The organism is Flavobacterium sp. MEB061 (assembly GCF_000834715.1).
In the GTDB taxonomy this organism is placed as follows: Bacteria; Bacteroidota; Bacteroidia; order Flavobacteriales; family Flavobacteriaceae; genus Flavobacterium; species Flavobacterium pectinovorum.
The window spans coordinates 1-16,048 of record NZ_JXQR01000028.1 but is presented as its reverse complement, the minus strand read 5'-3'; the positions used below and the strand labels follow the sequence as shown (position 1 = coordinate 16,048).

General features: G+C 32.7%; 16 protein-coding genes. 14 read left to right on the top strand and 2 right to left on the bottom strand.

Features of this window, described 5'->3' with window-relative positions; genetic code table 11:
• The first annotated feature begins 132 nt into the window (after positions 1-132).
• From RT99_RS14585 to RT99_RS14555, 7 genes are all read left to right on the top strand, one after another.
• Positions 133-1,290 (top strand): homogentisate 1,2-dioxygenase, encoded by a 1,158-nt coding sequence (locus tag RT99_RS14585; RefSeq protein ID WP_042565496.1) that lies wholly within the window; start codon positions 133-135, stop codon positions 1,288-1,290.
• Between the two features lie 175 nt (positions 1,291-1,465).
• Positions 1,466-1,825: a four helix bundle protein gene (locus RT99_RS14580; RefSeq protein ID WP_042565495.1), complete on the top strand. Its 360-nt coding sequence runs from the start codon at positions 1,466-1,468 to the stop codon at positions 1,823-1,825.
• Between the two features lie 94 nt (positions 1,826-1,919).
• Positions 1,920-3,080, top strand: coding sequence for a 4-hydroxyphenylpyruvate dioxygenase (hppD, locus tag RT99_RS14575; RefSeq protein ID WP_042565494.1), 1,161 nt, complete (start codon positions 1,920-1,922; stop codon positions 3,078-3,080).
• A 298-nt stretch (positions 3,081-3,378) separates the two neighbouring features.
• Positions 3,379-4,149, top strand: a complete 771-nt coding sequence (locus tag RT99_RS14570) for a DUF3108 domain-containing protein (protein WP_042565572.1) — start codon at positions 3,379-3,381, stop codon at positions 4,147-4,149.
• On the top strand, positions 4,149-5,090 hold the full coding sequence (locus tag RT99_RS14565) for a tryptophan 2,3-dioxygenase family protein (protein WP_042565493.1): 942 nt from the start codon (positions 4,149-4,151) through the stop codon (positions 5,088-5,090). The genes RT99_RS14570 and RT99_RS14565 overlap by 1 nt, the downstream gene beginning before the upstream one ends.
• A gap of 21 nt (positions 5,091-5,111) precedes the next feature.
• The gene (locus tag RT99_RS14560) at positions 5,112-6,332 is read left to right on the top strand and encodes a peptidoglycan DD-metalloendopeptidase family protein (protein ID WP_042565492.1); all 1,221 of its coding nucleotides are present in this window, start codon (positions 5,112-5,114) and stop codon (positions 6,330-6,332) included.
• A gap of 33 nt (positions 6,333-6,365) precedes the next feature.
• Complete coding sequence (locus RT99_RS14555; RefSeq protein ID WP_042565491.1) at positions 6,366-7,022, top strand: hypothetical protein; 657 nt, start codon at positions 6,366-6,368, stop codon at positions 7,020-7,022.
• 38 nt (positions 7,023-7,060) lie between these two features.
• Here the strand turns inward: RT99_RS14555 and RT99_RS14550 are convergent, their stop codons facing one another.
• Positions 7,061-7,906, bottom strand: a complete 846-nt coding sequence (locus tag RT99_RS14550) for an AraC family transcriptional regulator (RefSeq protein ID WP_042565490.1) — start codon at positions 7,904-7,906, stop codon at positions 7,061-7,063.
• Positions 7,907-8,000: 94 nt separating this feature from the next.
• Between RT99_RS14550 and RT99_RS14545 the strand changes: the two genes are divergently transcribed.
• The 6 genes from RT99_RS14545 (at position 8,001) to RT99_RS14520 (ending at position 15,044) form a co-directional block, all read left to right on the top strand.
• The gene (locus RT99_RS14545; protein ID WP_042565489.1) at positions 8,001-8,561 is read left to right on the top strand and encodes a short chain dehydrogenase; all 561 of its coding nucleotides are present in this window, start codon (positions 8,001-8,003) and stop codon (positions 8,559-8,561) included.
• A 10-nt stretch (positions 8,562-8,571) separates the two neighbouring features.
• Complete coding sequence (locus RT99_RS14540) at positions 8,572-9,063, top strand: lipocalin-like domain-containing protein (protein ID WP_042565488.1); 492 nt, start codon at positions 8,572-8,574, stop codon at positions 9,061-9,063.
• Positions 9,064-9,190: 127 nt separating this feature from the next.
• A complete protein-coding gene (gene pgi / locus RT99_RS14535; protein ID WP_042565487.1) occupies positions 9,191-10,840 on the top strand; it encodes a glucose-6-phosphate isomerase in 1,650 nt (549 codons plus the stop codon).
• Between the two features lie 308 nt (positions 10,841-11,148).
• A complete protein-coding gene (locus tag RT99_RS14530; protein ID WP_042565486.1) occupies positions 11,149-13,932 on the top strand; it encodes a TonB-dependent receptor in 2,784 nt (927 codons plus the stop codon).
• Between the two features lie 105 nt (positions 13,933-14,037).
• The gene (locus RT99_RS14525; protein ID WP_042565485.1) at positions 14,038-14,460 is read left to right on the top strand and encodes a hypothetical protein; all 423 of its coding nucleotides are present in this window, start codon (positions 14,038-14,040) and stop codon (positions 14,458-14,460) included.
• A gap of 89 nt (positions 14,461-14,549) precedes the next feature.
• Complete coding sequence (locus RT99_RS14520) at positions 14,550-15,044, top strand: septal ring lytic transglycosylase RlpA family protein (protein WP_042565484.1); 495 nt, start codon at positions 14,550-14,552, stop codon at positions 15,042-15,044.
• Positions 15,045-15,072: 28 nt separating this feature from the next.
• On the opposite strand, the gene RT99_RS14515 is transcribed toward RT99_RS14520, so the two are convergent.
• The gene (locus RT99_RS14515) at positions 15,073-15,528 is read right to left on the bottom strand and encodes a DinB family protein (RefSeq protein WP_042565483.1); all 456 of its coding nucleotides are present in this window, start codon (positions 15,526-15,528) and stop codon (positions 15,073-15,075) included.
• Positions 15,529-15,605: 77 nt separating this feature from the next.
• Here RT99_RS14515 and RT99_RS14510 point away from each other — a divergent pair, with 77 nt between their 5' ends.
• A complete protein-coding gene (locus tag RT99_RS14510; protein WP_042565482.1) occupies positions 15,606-15,959 on the top strand; it encodes an arsenate reductase family protein in 354 nt (117 codons plus the stop codon).
• The last annotated feature ends 89 nt before the right edge of the window (positions 15,960-16,048 follow it).

Sequence of the window (16,048 nt, the reverse complement as noted above, 5' to 3'; positions counted from 1 at the left end):
CTCATCAAGAGAAATCCTGAGTGAAACCAACGAATTGAGATGATTAGTCAATAATAAATTGATCTGATTATCTGTTCACACAATTCACCTTTTTCGAATTATCTAATTTACAAATTATCTAATTGAAAAGCCATGCCATTATATCATAAACTTGGAGATTTCCCTCAAAAGAGACACACGCAATTCGAAAAACCTAACGGAGGTTTTTATTACGAACAACTGTTTGGAACCGAAGGTTTTCACGGACATTCGTCATTATCATATCATGTTCACAGACCAACTCAGGTTAAAGAAATTTTAAACTCTTATTCGGTTGAACCAAAAATTGCAATCGGAAAAAACATAAAGTCATTACTATTTAAAGGTTTTGAATTAAAACCGGAGAATGATTTTCTCGACAGCCGAAAAGCCATGATGGTCAATAAAGACTGTATTATCGGACTTGCAGCTCCAAAAGAATCGCTTCGAAATTATTTCTACAAAAATGCCGATGCCGACGAAATGCTTTTCATCCATAAAGGAAAAGGAAAATTAAGAACCATGTTAGGAAATATTCCTTTTGAATATGGAGATTATCTTATTATTCCGAGAGGCATCATTTACCAAATAGAATTTGAAACGGAAGAAAACCGACTTTTTTATGTCGAATCTTACTCTCCTTTTTATACTCCAAAACGTTATAAAAACCAATCAGGTCAGCATTTAGAGCATTCGCCATTTTGCGAACGTGATTTTATTTTACCAAACGAATTGGAAACACATGACGAAAAAGGTGATTTTTTAATTAAAATCAAAAAAGAAGGCATGATTCACGAAGTGGTTTATGCAACGCATCCTTTTGACGTTGTGGGTTGGGACGGTTACAATTTCCCATACGGATTTTCAATTCATAATTTTGAACCTATAACGGGACGTGTTCACCAACCGCCTCCGGTCCATCAAACATTTGAAACGGCAACTTTTGTCGTTTGTTCTTTCTGCCCGAGACTTTACGATTATCATCCGAAAGCAATTCCGGCACCTTATAATCACAGTAATATAGATTCTGACGAAGTTTTGTATTATGTTGATGGCGATTTTATGAGCCGTAATAATATCGAGCAGGGCCATATCACTTTACATCCAAAAGGAATTCCGCATGGACCGGCACCAGGCGCAATGGAACGTAGCATTGGTCACAAAGAAACCCAGGAATTGGCCGTTATGGTTGATACATTCAGACCATTAATGGTTACTGAAGAAGCAATGGGGCTTGATGATGGCAAGTATTATAAGTCCTGGACGGAGTAAGATAATTAGATAATGTGCTAATTAGAAAATTAGATAATGTTCTTGAAAACGCAAAAATTAGAAAATGCGGCAATTAGAAAATTAGATAATTATAAAAAATGATTTAATTTGTAAATTTAAACTTACATAAAATAATTATCTCATTATCAAATTTTCTAATTTATCATATTACAACATGACTTTCAACGAAAAATACAAGGACAACGCTCTTTTAATAAAAACTTTCGGTTTTGCCTTAAATATTATTGACTATACAACTGAATTACAAGACCAGAAGAAGTTTGTAATTGCAAATCAATTACTAAAAAGCGGAACATCAATTGGGGCAAATTCGAAAGAGTCACAAAATGCAGAAAGCAAAGCAGATTTTATTCATAAATTAAAAATTGCAATTAAAGAAGCTGACGAAACAGAATATTGGTTGTTTTTGTGTGATGCGCACAGAGAATATCCAAATTGCAAACGTTTATTAAATGATCTATCAGAAATTTTAAAAATTTTAAATAAAATAATATCAACATCAAAAATGAAATAATAATTAGATAATTTGTCAATGTGCCAATTAGAAAATTAATCTAATTAAGTACATTTTTAGGAATTATCTCATTATCTCATTCTCAAATTATCTCATTATGAAAGAAGTAAAATCAGTAGAATACGGTTTAGAAAAAATCTTTGAAGGAGCGCAGGATTTCCTTCCATTATTAGGAACCGATTATGTAGAATTCTACGTAGGAAACGCAAAACAATCTGCACATTATTATAAAACTGCTTTTGGATATCAGTCATTAGCGTATGCAGGATTAGAAACAGGAGTTAGAGACAGAGCGTCTTATGTTTTGAAACAAGACAAAATCAGAATTGTTTTAACAACGCCATTAACGCAAGATTCACCAATTCACGAACATCTTAAAAAACACGGGGACGGAGTAAAAGTTGCCGCACTTTGGGTTGAAGATGCGAGAAGTGCTTATGAAGAAACCATAAAACGAGGTGCCCGCTCTTTTATGGAACCAACGGTTGAATCTGATGAGTTTGGTGAAGTTGTTCGTTCAGGAATTTATACATATGGAGAAACAGTTCACATTTTTGTAGAAAGAAAAAACTACAACGGAGTTTTTCTGCCAGGTTATAAAGAATGGAAATCTGACTACAATCCGGAACCAACGGGATTAAAATATATTGATCACATGGTTGGAAATGTGGGTTGGAATGAAATGAATACCTGGGTAAAATTCTATGAAGAAGTTATGGGATTTGTAAATTTCCTTTCTTTTGATGATAAACAGATTACCACAGAATATTCTGCATTGATGAGTAAGGTAATGTCGAATGGAAACGGAAGAATTAAATTTCCAATCAACGAACCAGCCGAAGGAAAGAAAAAATCTCAAATTGAAGAATATTTAGATTTTTACGGTGGTCCCGGAATTCAGCACATTGCCATTGCTACAGATGATATTATAAAAACAGTTTCGCAGTTAAAAGCACGCGGAGTTGAATTTTTATCTGCTCCTCCTCATACTTATTATGAAGCAATTCCTGAAAGATTGGGTGTTCATATGGGTATGATGAAAGAAGATATTAACGAAATTGAAAAATTAGCCATCATGGTCGATGCCGATGAAGATGGGTATTTATTACAAATATTTACGAAGCCAGTTCAGGACAGACCAACGCTATTTTTTGAAATTATTCAAAGAATGGGGGCAAAAGGATTTGGCGCAGGAAACTTTAAAGCCCTTTTTGAGTCGATTGAAAGAGAACAAGAATTAAGAGGAACTTTGTAAAACCGCAATATTTTTACATTAAATCGAAGAATTCTCGGTAAAACGATGCTTTTTATGCAAATGTTATGTTAAACTTACTTTTTGCTATTTGTTTTTTGAACTTTATATCTACCTTTGCACTCGCAAATCAGAAAGGGGTGGTTTCCTTTCGAATTGATATAAATTTCATAATTTATAGTTTTTTGGTTAGTTAATAGCATAAAAACTCAGTCATTTTTGACTGAGTTTTTTTGTTTTGGTACATTTGGAATAGAATTTGCATTTAATTACCTTTATAATGAAATGTAAAAATTGTACTATGAAAAAGTTAGTTCTCATCATATTAGCCCTTACCGTTCTCAGTTTCGACGCCCAAAAAGAAGATGCTTTTGATACTGGTGAATATTTTAAATTCAGAATCCATTATGGAATTGTAAATGCCGGTTATGCCACACTCGAAGTTAAAGACGCAACCATAAATAATAAAAAGGTTTTTCATGCCGTGGGTAAAGGATACACCACCGGAATGTCAAAATTTTTCTTTAAAGTTGAAGATTTATACGAAAGTTATTTCGACAGACAAACAGGTGAACCATATCGCTATGTTAGAAAAATTGACGAAGGCGGTTATACCAAAAATCAGGAAGGTATTTTTAACCACGGAGAAAATAGAGTTTTAGTAAAAGATTATAAACGAAAAACCGAAAAAACAATTCTTCTTACTGATAATGTGCAGGATATTGTTTCGTCTTTTTATTACCTGCGAAATCATCCCAACATTGATAAACTAAAATCTGGAGAGTCAATTACAATCGACATGTTTTTTGATGAAGAAATCACAAAATTTAAGTTAAAATATGTAGGTCGTCAGGATATTACAACTAAATTTGGAACCGTTTCTACGATGGTCTTTAAACCATTGGTACAAACAGGAAGAGTTTTTAAGGAAAAAGAAAGCTTAACACTTTGGATATCAGACGACAATAACAAAGTTCCGATTAGAATAAAAGCAGATCTTGCAGTAGGTTCCCTCAAAGCAGATCTTGATGAATATAAAGGATTAAAAAATCCATTTAAAGTAAAAAAATAATGAACACCACAGATAATTCTGAATCACTTTTAAAAGAAATTGACCTTAAATTTCAAGCTATAAATCAGAAAACAGATGTACAACTTGAAGGTTTGCTTTGGTCAAAACCAATTACATATTGGGATTACATTCAGACTGATGCACTTTTAAATTTACAGATTCAGCGTACTACACTTCCTGACGAAATGGTTTTTATCATGTATCATCAGGTAAACGAATTGATTTTTAAAATGATCTTGTGGGAAATTGATCAAATTGCTGATACAGAAAATATTCAGGTAGATTTTTTTAGTGAAAGATTGTCCAGAATCACACGTTATTTTGACATGCTTACGAATTCGTTTAGTATTATGGAAAACGGAATGGAAGTGGATCAATACATGAAATTCAGAAATACTTTGACTCCTGCTAGTGGTTTTCAAAGTGCACAATACAGATTAATCGAATTTGCATCTACGGATGTTATCAATTTGACAGATCGCAGATACAAGGAAAGTTTTGATGAAAATACAGATCCAGAAACCAGTTTCGAACATTTGTATTGGCAGGCCGCAGGAAAAGATTATCAAACCGGAAAAAAATCTTATTTGCTTCAGGAATTTGAAAACAAATATAAAGATCAGTTTTTGCGTCAAATGTCATCTTTCAAAACAAAAAACATCTGGCAAAAATTTACGCAGTTACCCCAAGCAGATCAGCAAAATGAGGAATTAATTAAGGCAATGCGTCATTACGATCAAACGGTAAATATTACGTGGGTAATGCAACACCTTAATACTGCAAGAAAATACATACTAGAAAGCGGAAAAGGCAATGGCGAGGCAACTGGCGGAAGCGATTGGCAAAAATATATGCATCCAAAATTTCAAAGACGCATCTTTTTTCCTAAATTGTGGACCGAAGAAGAATTGTCCAATTGGGGAAATGAAACCACTGTTTAATTTCTCAAAAATTTTAAAAGTTTGAAAAAAGCATTCGTAATTATAATAGTATTATTTTCCATATTTTCATGTAATAAAACTGCTGAAAAGGTAGAAACTAAAATTAGCAAACCAAAATCTAAAAAAATAGAATTTGGTTTTAATTACGCTGACTTTAATGTACTTCACGATACTATAAAAAAAGGAGATTCGTTTGGATCTATTTTCCAAAGCCAAAATATTGGTGACAAAAAAGTGTACGATATTGTCGAGCAGATTAAAGATTCTTTTGATGTAAGAACGATTCGATACAACAAACCTTATACAATTCTTCGATCTAAAAATAAAACCAACAATTTAGAAGTTTTTATTTATCAGCCCGATGCTTTAACTTATTATGTAATTGATGTTAGAGATAGTGTTGCAAAGGCTTATAAAAAAATAAAACCTGTAACTTTTAAACGTAAAATAATTGGTGGTGTTTTAAAAAGCTCATTATCTGAAACTCTAGGAAACGAAAGTGTAGAAACAGCACTTGCCAGCAGAATCACCAAAGTATTCTCCTGGTCTATTGACTTTTTTAAATTAAAAAAAGGAGATCGTTACGGATTAATTTTTACTGAACGTTTTATAAACGGAAAAGTTTATGATGGCGTTGAAGAACTTGAAGCGGCATTTTTTGAATATAAAGGAAAAATTATTTATGCTTTTCCGTTTGAAAAAGACACACTTTCAGGAAAAGTAGAATATTATGACGATGAAGGAAAAACACTGAAAAACTTCTTCTTAAAAACTCCAATTAAATTTAGCCGAATCACTTCACGTTTTACGATGAACAGATTTCATCCGGTACAACATACCTGGAAGGCACACAAAGGAACTGATTATGCAGCTCCAACAGGAACACCAATTTCTACAACTGCATCCGGAGTTGTTGAAGCGACTGGTTATACGGCCGGAAACGGAAACTTTGTAAAAGTAAAACACAACGGTACCTACTCTACTCAATATCTGCACATGTCCAGAATTTTAGTAAAACGCGGACAAAGAGTTACACAGGGACAAAAAATAGGATTAGTTGGAAGCACAGGACTAGCTTCTGGCCCACACGTTTGTTATCGTTTCTGGAAAAACGGAATTCAGGTTGATGCACTTCGCCTAAATCTTCCAACGGGAGAATCTTTAACAGGAAATGACAGAAACCGTTTCTTAAAGCAAATGGAACCTTTAAAAAGAGAATTGGATAGTATTGGGAATTTGTAGCATCATTTTATCCAAAAAATCAATAATAAATTTATGATTGAAAATTTTATTGCTTTCCGAAATTTCCCAACATTAAATCAGGCTAAAGATCTTGAAGTATTATTAAATCAAAACAATATTAAAACCGTTTTAGGGGATAATATTCCTCCTGTTGATGTAACTTTCTCCGGAAGTACTTTACAAAATCAATACGAAATAAAAATTGATCCGTCAGATTTTGAAAAGGCTGAGGCTGTTCTTGAAAAAGACACCGAAAATCTTCTTGACATGATAGATAAAGATTACTATTTGCTGAGTTACACGAATGAAGAACTGTATGAAATTCTTTTAAATTCTGACGAATGGAATGTTTTCGATTATAAACTAGCACAAAAACTTTTAACGGATAGAGGAAAAACTATCGATCCTGAAATGCTGGCTTCTTTAAAAAAGGAGCGCTTAAAAATCTTAGCTAAACCGGAAGAAAATCAAAAACCCTGGATTATTGCCGGATACATATTTGCACTTTTAGGCGGCGGAATTGGAATTGTTATTGGATATTCTCTTTGGAGATCTAAAAAGACGCTTCCGAATGGAGAAAGAATTTATTCTTATAATGCTGAAGACCGAAAAAATGGACTGAGAATTTTTTTGATTAGTATCATTATTTTTCCAATATCATTTATCCTGAGTCTTTTATCCAGAGTATAATTGGCGGATTTTTAAACTTTCAATTCTAAGATTAAAAGCTATTTGGAAAATGTTTTCCTAAACTCCGACGGATTCATTCCTTTATGTTTTCTAAAAACCTTATTCAAATGACTTTCATCTGAAAAATGAAGTTCATCGGCAATTTCGTTTATTCTCATATCAGTATTTAAAAGTCTCGCTTCGATTAATCTCAATTTATAATTTGAAATATATTCCTGTAGTGTTTCTCCGGTTTGTTTCTTAAAATACTTTCCGAAATAATTCAGCGAAATATTAAAATGCTCACTTATTATATTTGCTTTTAATTGTTTTGGATTATATATGTTTTCCTGAATATAATGCAGTATTTCAAGCACAACTTCACCCGTCGCTTCTTTAATATTCTTTGGTAATTTTAAGGCAATATTTCTCGCTACAATTGTGATTATAGCATTTACAATTTGCTCTGTTATCTTTTGATGATAAATTTGCTGATTTGTTTGTTCGTTTATGACACTTTCAATAAGCGAAGCAATTAAAGGTTTGTCGACTGTGTTTTTTAAAATACATCCTGGACGATGACTTGCGTTTTGCAAAATATATTCCATACGCTGCACTGTTTCCTGCATTCCTTTTTGAGAATTTGTTTTGATATAATATTCGTTAAATCGGAGAAAAAAGAATTTTGTTGGCGTTAAAATTTCAAACGAATGTATGTCCTGAGGCGTAACAAGAAATAGATTCCCTGAGCGATATTGAAATTGATTATTATTAATAATCTGAATTCCGGTTCCACTTACAACATATATCAATTCAAAAAAATTATTCTTCCGCGTTGTTTTCGGGAACTGTTGAAGTTCTTTTACATCGACTTCAAAAGGGAGATATAAATTTGTGTTTGTCATCAGGCTAAAATACAATTTTAGTACCAATAAGTACAATTTTCATTGAAAGCTAACCCGCTAATTTTGTATCTGATAACAAACAAAATTCGTAAAAATGAAAATACTTTTAATTGGAGCAAATGGTGAAATCGGCAAAATACTAAAACCTGAATTTGCTAAAAATCACGAAATTATTTCTGCCGGAAGAACAAGCGGAGATTTTAATGTAAATATTACTGATGTAAATTCGATTGAGAAATTATTTCAGCAAATCGGAAAAATTGATGCCTGCATTTGTGTTGCCGGCGATTGTTACACGGGAGAATTACTTTCGCTTGACGAAGAAAAATTAAACATTGGCATTCAGAATAAATTATTGGGTCAAATAAATCTTGTCTTAATCGGACAGAAATATCTAAATGACAACGGCTCTTTTACTTTGACTTCTGGAAAAATGGGAGATAAACCGGTAAAAAACAATGCGGCAAAAGCAATTGTTAATGGCGGAATAAACAGTTTCATTCTCGCCGCTTCTTTAGAACTTGAAAGAGGAATTCGCATGAATGCTATAAGTCCGGCAAAAGTTGCAGATATTCCGATTCATGAATTAACAACTGCTTATTTTAAAAGCGTCGAAAGTACTGTAAACGGAGAAATTATTAAAGTAAACTATTAATCATTTTAAGATGAAAAAACTAAAAACGGTTGCAATAGTATTATTTATCGCCAATATTACTTTTGCCCAAAAAATCGAAAAAACATTAATTGGCACGTGGAAATTGATTTCTGTTGAAAATACAAATGCTGATGGAACTAAAACATTTCCGTATGAAACAAATCCAAAAGGGTTATTATTTCTTGACGACAAAGGAAACTATGCTATTCAAATTTACAAAAATGAAAGGCTTAAAATAATCTCGGGAGATAAAAACAAATGCACTCCTGAAGAAAATGCAGCGATTGTACAAGGAAGCAATTCGCATTTTGGCAAATATGAAATCGATGAATCTACGAAAACTATTACTTTTAAAATTGAAACTGCTTCTTTCCCGAATTGGGAACAAACAGAGCAAAAACGATCTTACAAATACAATAACGGTCAATTAGAATATATAGTTGTTAATACAACCCAAGGCGGAAAATCGGTTACGGCAAAAGTCGTCTGGAAAAAACTTTAATCGAAATAGCAATTCTTAAGAAAAACGTTTTCGTAACTAATTGTTATATAATTATGAAGCTTTAAGCTATTAAAAGTAATTTCAGTATTTTTGTGTTTCAATAAACAAACTTTCAATACAAACAAAAATGGCTTTAAACACAACAAACCCAACCGGGACTGAAGCGTGGAAAAATCTGCAAAACCACTATAATGCGATTCAAGCAACTACGATACAAGAATTGTTTCAACAGGATAATGCCCGCGTTGAAAAATTCAATTTACAATGGAATGACTTTTTAGTTGATTATTCTAAAAACAATATCAATCAGGAAACTATTTCACTTTTGCTAGAATTGGCCAATTCAATTGGATTGAAAAATGCGATTGCTGATTATTTTGGCGGAGAAATCATCAATCAAACCGAAAACAGAGCAGTTTTGCACACAGCTTTACGCGCGCCGGAATCGGCAACGATTAAAGTTGATGGCGAAAATGTAATTCCTGAAGTTTACGAAGTAAAAAATAAAATCAAGAAGTTTACAAAGGAAATTATTTCGGGAGAAAGAAAAGGTTTTACCGGAAAAGCTTTTACTGACATAGTAAATATCGGTATTGGAGGTTCTGATCTTGGTCCGGTTATGGCTGTTGAAGCTTTACAGTTTTACAAAAACCATTTAAATGTTCATTTTGTTTCGAATGTTGATGGTGATCACGTAAATGAAGTTATTAAAAAACTGAACCCGGAAACAACTCTTTTCCTGATTGTTTCTAAAACTTTTACAACTCAGGAAACTTTATCAAATTCTGAAACTATAAAAGAATGGTTTTTAAAATCGGCTAAGAAAGAAGATATTGCAAAACATTTTGTGGCGGTTTCTACAAACATTCAAAAAGTAACAGAATTTGGAATTAATCCTGATAATGTTTTCCCGATGTGGGACTGGGTTGGAGGAAGATTTTCTTTGTGGAGCGCTGTAGGTTTAAGCATCGCTTTGGCAATTGGTTTTGACAATTACAATGATTTATTGAAGGGCGCCAATGAAATGGATGAACATTTCAAAACTGCAGAATTTGACCAGAACATTCCGGTAACTTTAGCTTTATTGAGCGTTTGGTATAATAATTTTTTTGGTGCCGAAAGTGAAGCTTTGATTCCGTACACACAATATTTACAAAAATTAGCTCCATACCTGCAACAAGCAACAATGGAAAGTAATGGAAAAAGTGTTGGCCGTGACGGAAAACCTGTAAACTACCAAACTGGAACAATTATTTGGGGAGAGCCGGGAACCAATTCTCAACATGCTTTTTTCCAATTGATTCATCAGGGAACAAAATTAATCCCAACTGATTTTATTGGATTCGTAAAACCATTATATGGAAACGAAGATCATCACGACAAGTTAATGTCAAACTTTTTTGCTCAAACTGAAGCTTTGATGAACGGAAAAACAGCAGAGCAAGTTCAGGCAGAATTTGACAAACAAGGACTTGCTGCAGAAAAAGCCTCTTATTTATTGCCATTTAAAGTTTTTACCGGAAACAAACCAACAAATACGATCTTAATTCAAAAACTAACTCCAAAATCTTTGGGTTCTTTGATTGCTCTATACGAACACAAAATTTTTGTTCAGGGGGTTATTTGGAATATCTTTAGTTTTGATCAATGGGGAGTAGAATTAGGAAAGCAATTAGCAAATTCTATTTTAGAAGAAATAAATACTAAAACAGTAAAAAGCCATGATAGCTCAACTTCGTTTTTACTGAATCATTTTTTAAGCAATAAGTTAACTTAAAAATTACATAGCGAATTTGAAACGCCTTAATTTAACAAAATTAAGGCGTTTTTTCGTATAAATCATGTTATTTAACAAAGAAAACAGATGTTTTTGAAAGTTAAACACTACAAGTTAGGCTGTATTATTATCATTTTAACAAAAAACACGGCAGTAAATTCAAAAAAAACTGATTTTAAGTAATACAAAAAGAAAAAATCATTTTAATGTGCAACAGATTAAACAAATCTACCCTTTCTTAACATTTTGATAACATTATCTGATTTTAATGTTATAATTTTGCCAAAAACAATAAACTAAATAAACAAATGAAGACAATGAAAAATTGGTTACTCACGGGACTATTGTTCATGATAGTTTCAACCGCATTTTCTCAAAACAAAATTACGGGTACTATTACCGATGGTGCTCTTTCTTTACCTGGTGCAAATGCAGCAGTTAAAGGATCTTCAGACGCTGGTTCAAGTGATTTTGATGGTAAATTTACGATTACAACTTCAGCTACATCTGGACAAGTTGTTGTTTCTTATCTTGGATATGAATCAAAAACAATTTCTTTTACTGTTGCAAATGGAGGAACTGTTAACTTAGGTGTTATTACTTTAAGCGCAAATTCAAATGAATTAAGCGAGATTGTTGTTAAAAGTAGTACAGTAGATATCGCAAAAGACAGAAAAACTCCTGTTGCGGTTTCAACTATTAAAGCAGCTGAAATTCAAGAGAAATTAGGTTCTCAGGAATTTCCTGAAATTCTTAAAAACACTCCTTCTGTATATACTACAAAATCAGGTGGTGGATTTGGAGATTCAAGAATAAGTATTCGTGGTTTTGACCAAAAAAATATTGCGGTTATGATTAACGGTATGCCAGTTAATGACATGGAAGGTGGAACTGTATACTGGAGTAACTGGGCAGGTTTATCTGATGTAACTTCTGCAATGCAGGTTCAAAGAGGTTTAGGATCTTCAAAATTAGCAATTGCTTCTGTTGGAGGAACAATTAACATTTTGACAAAAGCTTCTGATTTAAAAGAAGGAGGATCTGTTTCAACTTCATTTGGAAATGATAACTATATCAAATCACAAGTTTCTTATTCTACAGGAAAATTAAGCAGTGGTCTTTCTGCATCTGTTTTATACAGCCATACTCAAGGTGACGGTTATGTAGACGGAACAAAATTTAATGGAGATAATTACTACATTGGTCTTGGTTATGCTACTAAAGATAACAAACACGACTTTCAATTTACTTTTACTGGTGCACCTCAATGGCACAACCAAAGAACAAGTAATATTACTTTAGAAACGTACCAAAAATACGGAACTGCTACTGATCCAAATATTAAATACAACTCTGACTGGGGTCTTTTAAACGGAAAAGAATTTAACATTAGAAGAAATTACTACCACAAACCGGTAGCTTCTCTTAACTGGGATTACAAAATTAACGAAACTACTAAATTATCAACTATCGCATACGCTTCTTTCGGACGTGGTGGTGGAACAAATGGTACTGGTGGAATTCAAGGAAGTAACTACGCTAACGCTAAATTAAGAACTGCAGACGGATTAGTTGATTATGACAAAATCGTAGCATACAACTCTGGTCAACCAGTAACTCTTGCTGGTGCAACAACACCAATTACACGTACACCAAATGCTGCTGGTCAGTATCAAAATACGTCAAGTTCAGCAGGAACTGGAGCTGGTATTTCTCAAATTTCATCAATCAACTCTCATAACTGGTATGGTGCAATTATCAATTTAGATAAAAAACTAGGACAATACTTTACTTTAGATGCTGGTATTGATGTTAGAGGATACAAAGGTCTTCACTACCAAAATATCAACAACCTTTTAGGAGCTGACAATTATTTAGATAATTTTAATGTTAACAGCCCTAATAGAGTTTTAACTCAAACAAATTCTGTTTATCCTTCTTGGAATCCTTTCAAAAGTACAAGTGGAGAGGAAAAAATTAACTTCAACAATGATGGTGATGTAAACTGGTATGGTGCATTTACACAATTAGAATATTCTAATGATAATTTGACTGCATTTATTCAGGGAGCTATTTCTCAACAAGGTTTCAAAAGAGTAGATTATTTTAAATATGCATCTTCTGATCCATTATCTAGTACAGATTACGAAAACATCCTGGGAGGAAACGTAAAAGGAGGAGCTAACTACAACATTAACGAACACCACAATGTATTCGTTAACGCAGGTTACTATTCTAAACAACCTTTCTTTAACGCAGTTTATCCTGGAAATGCTTCAATTGTTAACCCACTTTTGACAAATGAAAAAATATTAGGTCTTGAGGCAGGATACGGATTCCGTTCAGGTATCTTTAACGCAAATGTTAACGTTTACCGTACTTCTTGGAAAGATAGAAACTTAAGAATCACCGATACAAGAACAACAAATACTGGAGGTTATTTTGACTATACTGGAATTACAGAAGTACATACAGGTATTGAACTTGAAGGTACTGCAAGAGTTATGGACAAGTTAAAAATTAACGCAATGTTCTCTATGGGAGATTGGGAATATGAAGGAGAAGCAAACGCTACTACTTATGACAACCAAAATAATGTAGTTGAAAGCGCATTATTATATCTTGACAAAGTAAAAGTTGGTGATGCTGCACAATTAACAGCTTCTTTAGGAGCTACTTATGAAGTACTTACAAGATTGAACGTTGATGCAACTTACAACTATAATGAAAAATTATATGCTTTCTTAAATCCAAACAGTTTTACGGCTGCTGATAATAAAGGAGCTTTAGAGTTACCTTCTTATGGATTAGTAGATGCAGGTATTTCATACAAATGGTTAGTTGGAAGAACAAAAGCAAACTCTGTTAACTTTAGACTAAACGTAAACAACTTGTTTGACACAGTTTATATTGCTGAATCAAAAACAAACAACTTTGCTAGTGATAATCTTCCTGTTGCAGCTGGTCAACCAGCCGGATCAAATGGAACTTACGCTTCAAATGGTTTAGTTTACAGAGGAATTGCAACTAATAACGCAGTATTCTTCGGTTTCGGTAGAACTTGGAACTTTAGCTTACGTTACGATTTCTAATATTTAGAATCTAAATAAATATCAAAAACGGCATTGACTTTTAAGTTCAATGCCGTTTTTTTATACCCTTTTTTGTTATATTTGTTTCAATCAAAAAAACAATTTATGTATTATTTTCTACAAAAATTTCACTCTGGCTGGGCATATTTAGCTTTGCTTCTTTTATTAATTGCCGTTGTAAATGCTATCATCGGATTAACTTCAAAAAAAGAATTTACTGGTAAAGATCGCAAAATTGCCTTATTTGCATTAATCGGAACTCATACTCAATTATTAATCGGTTTGATCCTTTATTTTGTTTCTCCTTTGGGAAAAGCTGCTTTTGGACAAATGTCTAACGCAGAACTTCGATTAACTTCATTAGAACACCCCCTAATCAATATCATAGCCATCATCCTAATCACAATTGGATGGTCTAAACATAAAAAACTAATTAATAGCGAAGCAAAATTTAAAACATTTGCTATTTTTTACGGTTTAGGATTATTGCTTATTTTAAGTAGAATCCCCTGGAATCTGTGGTTTTAAAAACCATCAACTAAAGCCCTAAAATTAGGGCTTTTTTTATCTCGGCATATTATTTGTACAAAGTCCCCAAGTCTGAAAAACAATAACCCATGAGAATTAAAAAAAACATTACCCTCTCTCTATTTGCAATTACATTTTTAAGTTGTTTTACTACTATAACGAGTCAAAACAAAACAGCGGTAGAACCTCCTAAAATTATTCAGGACACAGTAAAAATTGGAAAATTATCAGTCCCGCCATTAGAAAGTGATTCTATATTTACTGATAATGGTTTAAAATTAAAACCTTACAAAAAAAATGCACACGCTTCTTATTACGCCGATAAATTTACCGGAAGAAAAACAGCAAACGGAAGCAGATTTGACAATAACAAATACACTGCAGCCCACAAAAAGCTCCCATTTGGTACTAGAATAAAAGTAACCAATGAAGCAAATGGGAAATTTGTAATTGTAAAAATTACCGATCGTGGTCCGTTTGTAAAAACGCGTGAATTAGACCTCTCGAAAAGAGCTTTTATGGAAATAACAAAAAGCAAAGGTGCAGGAGCGATGAAAGTGACAATAGAAAGAATAATAGAATAACAAAAAAGTCCCTTAATTGGGACTTTTTTTATACAAACTTTCGAATACTCATTATAATTCCGGTATGAATTCCTTCATGGTAATTCACAAAGTCTAACGCATCCTGAACATTTGTGAGTTCAAACCCCATACTTGTCAGGTAGGTTGTATAGTTTTGAAAAATTCCCTCATTAACATCTTTTTCAGTTTTATCTAAAGTTGAAAAAAGTAATGTTCTGATTTCATCAAGTTCTGATTGTGAAACGTCTCCTTCGGGTTTTGTTCCTTTTTTATATTTATCAATGAATTCATCAGAAACCAGCGTTGGCAAACCTGATAATTTATAGACTAAAACTTGTTGTGAAGAAATACAATGCGCCACATTCCAAATTAAATTATTACTATATCCTGCCGGAATTTTATTTAATTGTTCCAATGAATGATTATCCAAAATCTTCAGGAGAATTTCGCGAATGGTTTTCTGTACTTTAAAAACTGAACTCATATTTATATTTTTTTTATAAAATTAGTCATTTTTATATTTCAAATGGATTTTCTTTGTATTCTAATAAATCAGAAATCATGAACAAAATATATTACTTAGCTTCTTGCGATACGTGCCGAAAAATCATTAAAAGTTTACCAAAAGACAACAATCTGGTTTTTCACGATATTAAACAAAACCCGATTACAGAAGCTGAACTGGAAGAAATGTATAAACTTGCGGGAAGCTATGAAGCTTTATTCAGCAAAAAAGCACAGTTATACAAATCAATGGATTTAAAAAACAAGAATTTGACCGAAGCTGATTTTAAAAAATACATTCTGGAACATTATACTTTTATCAGCCGTCCGGTTTTTATTATTGATGAAAAAATTTATATTGGCAATACACAACCTGTGACATTACAGGTAATGAAGGCTTTAGAAAAGTAATAACCCTAAAATTCTAAGAATTCGGGGTTGCGTTAGGGATAGAAGCGGAAATCCTTTTTTTGAGCTTTTTCTGCTCAAAAAAAGATTGG

Excerpts from the sequence above, each read along its gene's own strand:
- RT99_RS14550 (WP_042565490.1), bottom strand. The coding sequence starts at position 7,906 with ATGACAAACACAAATTTATATCTCCCTTTTGAAGTCGATGTAAAAGAA.
- RT99_RS14585 (WP_042565496.1), top strand. The coding sequence starts at position 133 with ATGCCATTATATCATAAACTTGGAGATTTCCCTCAAAAGAGACACACG.
- RT99_RS14570 (WP_042565572.1), top strand. The coding sequence starts at position 3,379 with ATGAAAAAGTTAGTTCTCATCATATTAGCCCTTACCGTTCTCAGTTTC.
- RT99_RS14545 (WP_042565489.1), top strand. The coding sequence starts at position 8,001 with ATGAAAATACTTTTAATTGGAGCAAATGGTGAAATCGGCAAAATACTA.
- pgi (WP_042565487.1), top strand. The coding sequence starts at position 9,191 with ATGGCTTTAAACACAACAAACCCAACCGGGACTGAAGCGTGGAAAAAT.
- RT99_RS14515 (WP_042565483.1), bottom strand. The coding sequence starts at position 15,528 with ATGAGTTCAGTTTTTAAAGTACAGAAAACCATTCGCGAAATTCTCCTG.
- RT99_RS14555 (WP_042565491.1), top strand. The coding sequence starts at position 6,366 with ATGATTGAAAATTTTATTGCTTTCCGAAATTTCCCAACATTAAATCAG.
- RT99_RS14510 (WP_042565482.1), top strand. The coding sequence starts at position 15,606 with ATGAACAAAATATATTACTTAGCTTCTTGCGATACGTGCCGAAAAATC.
- RT99_RS14520 (WP_042565484.1), top strand. The coding sequence starts at position 14,550 with ATGAGAATTAAAAAAAACATTACCCTCTCTCTATTTGCAATTACATTT.
- RT99_RS14565 (WP_042565493.1), top strand. The coding sequence starts at position 4,149 with ATGAACACCACAGATAATTCTGAATCACTTTTAAAAGAAATTGACCTT.
- RT99_RS14530 (WP_042565486.1), top strand. The coding sequence starts at position 11,149 with ATGAAGACAATGAAAAATTGGTTACTCACGGGACTATTGTTCATGATA.
- RT99_RS14580 (WP_042565495.1), top strand. The coding sequence starts at position 1,466 with ATGACTTTCAACGAAAAATACAAGGACAACGCTCTTTTAATAAAAACT.
- RT99_RS14525 (WP_042565485.1), top strand. The coding sequence starts at position 14,038 with ATGTATTATTTTCTACAAAAATTTCACTCTGGCTGGGCATATTTAGCT.
- RT99_RS14540 (WP_042565488.1), top strand. The coding sequence starts at position 8,572 with ATGAAAAAACTAAAAACGGTTGCAATAGTATTATTTATCGCCAATATT.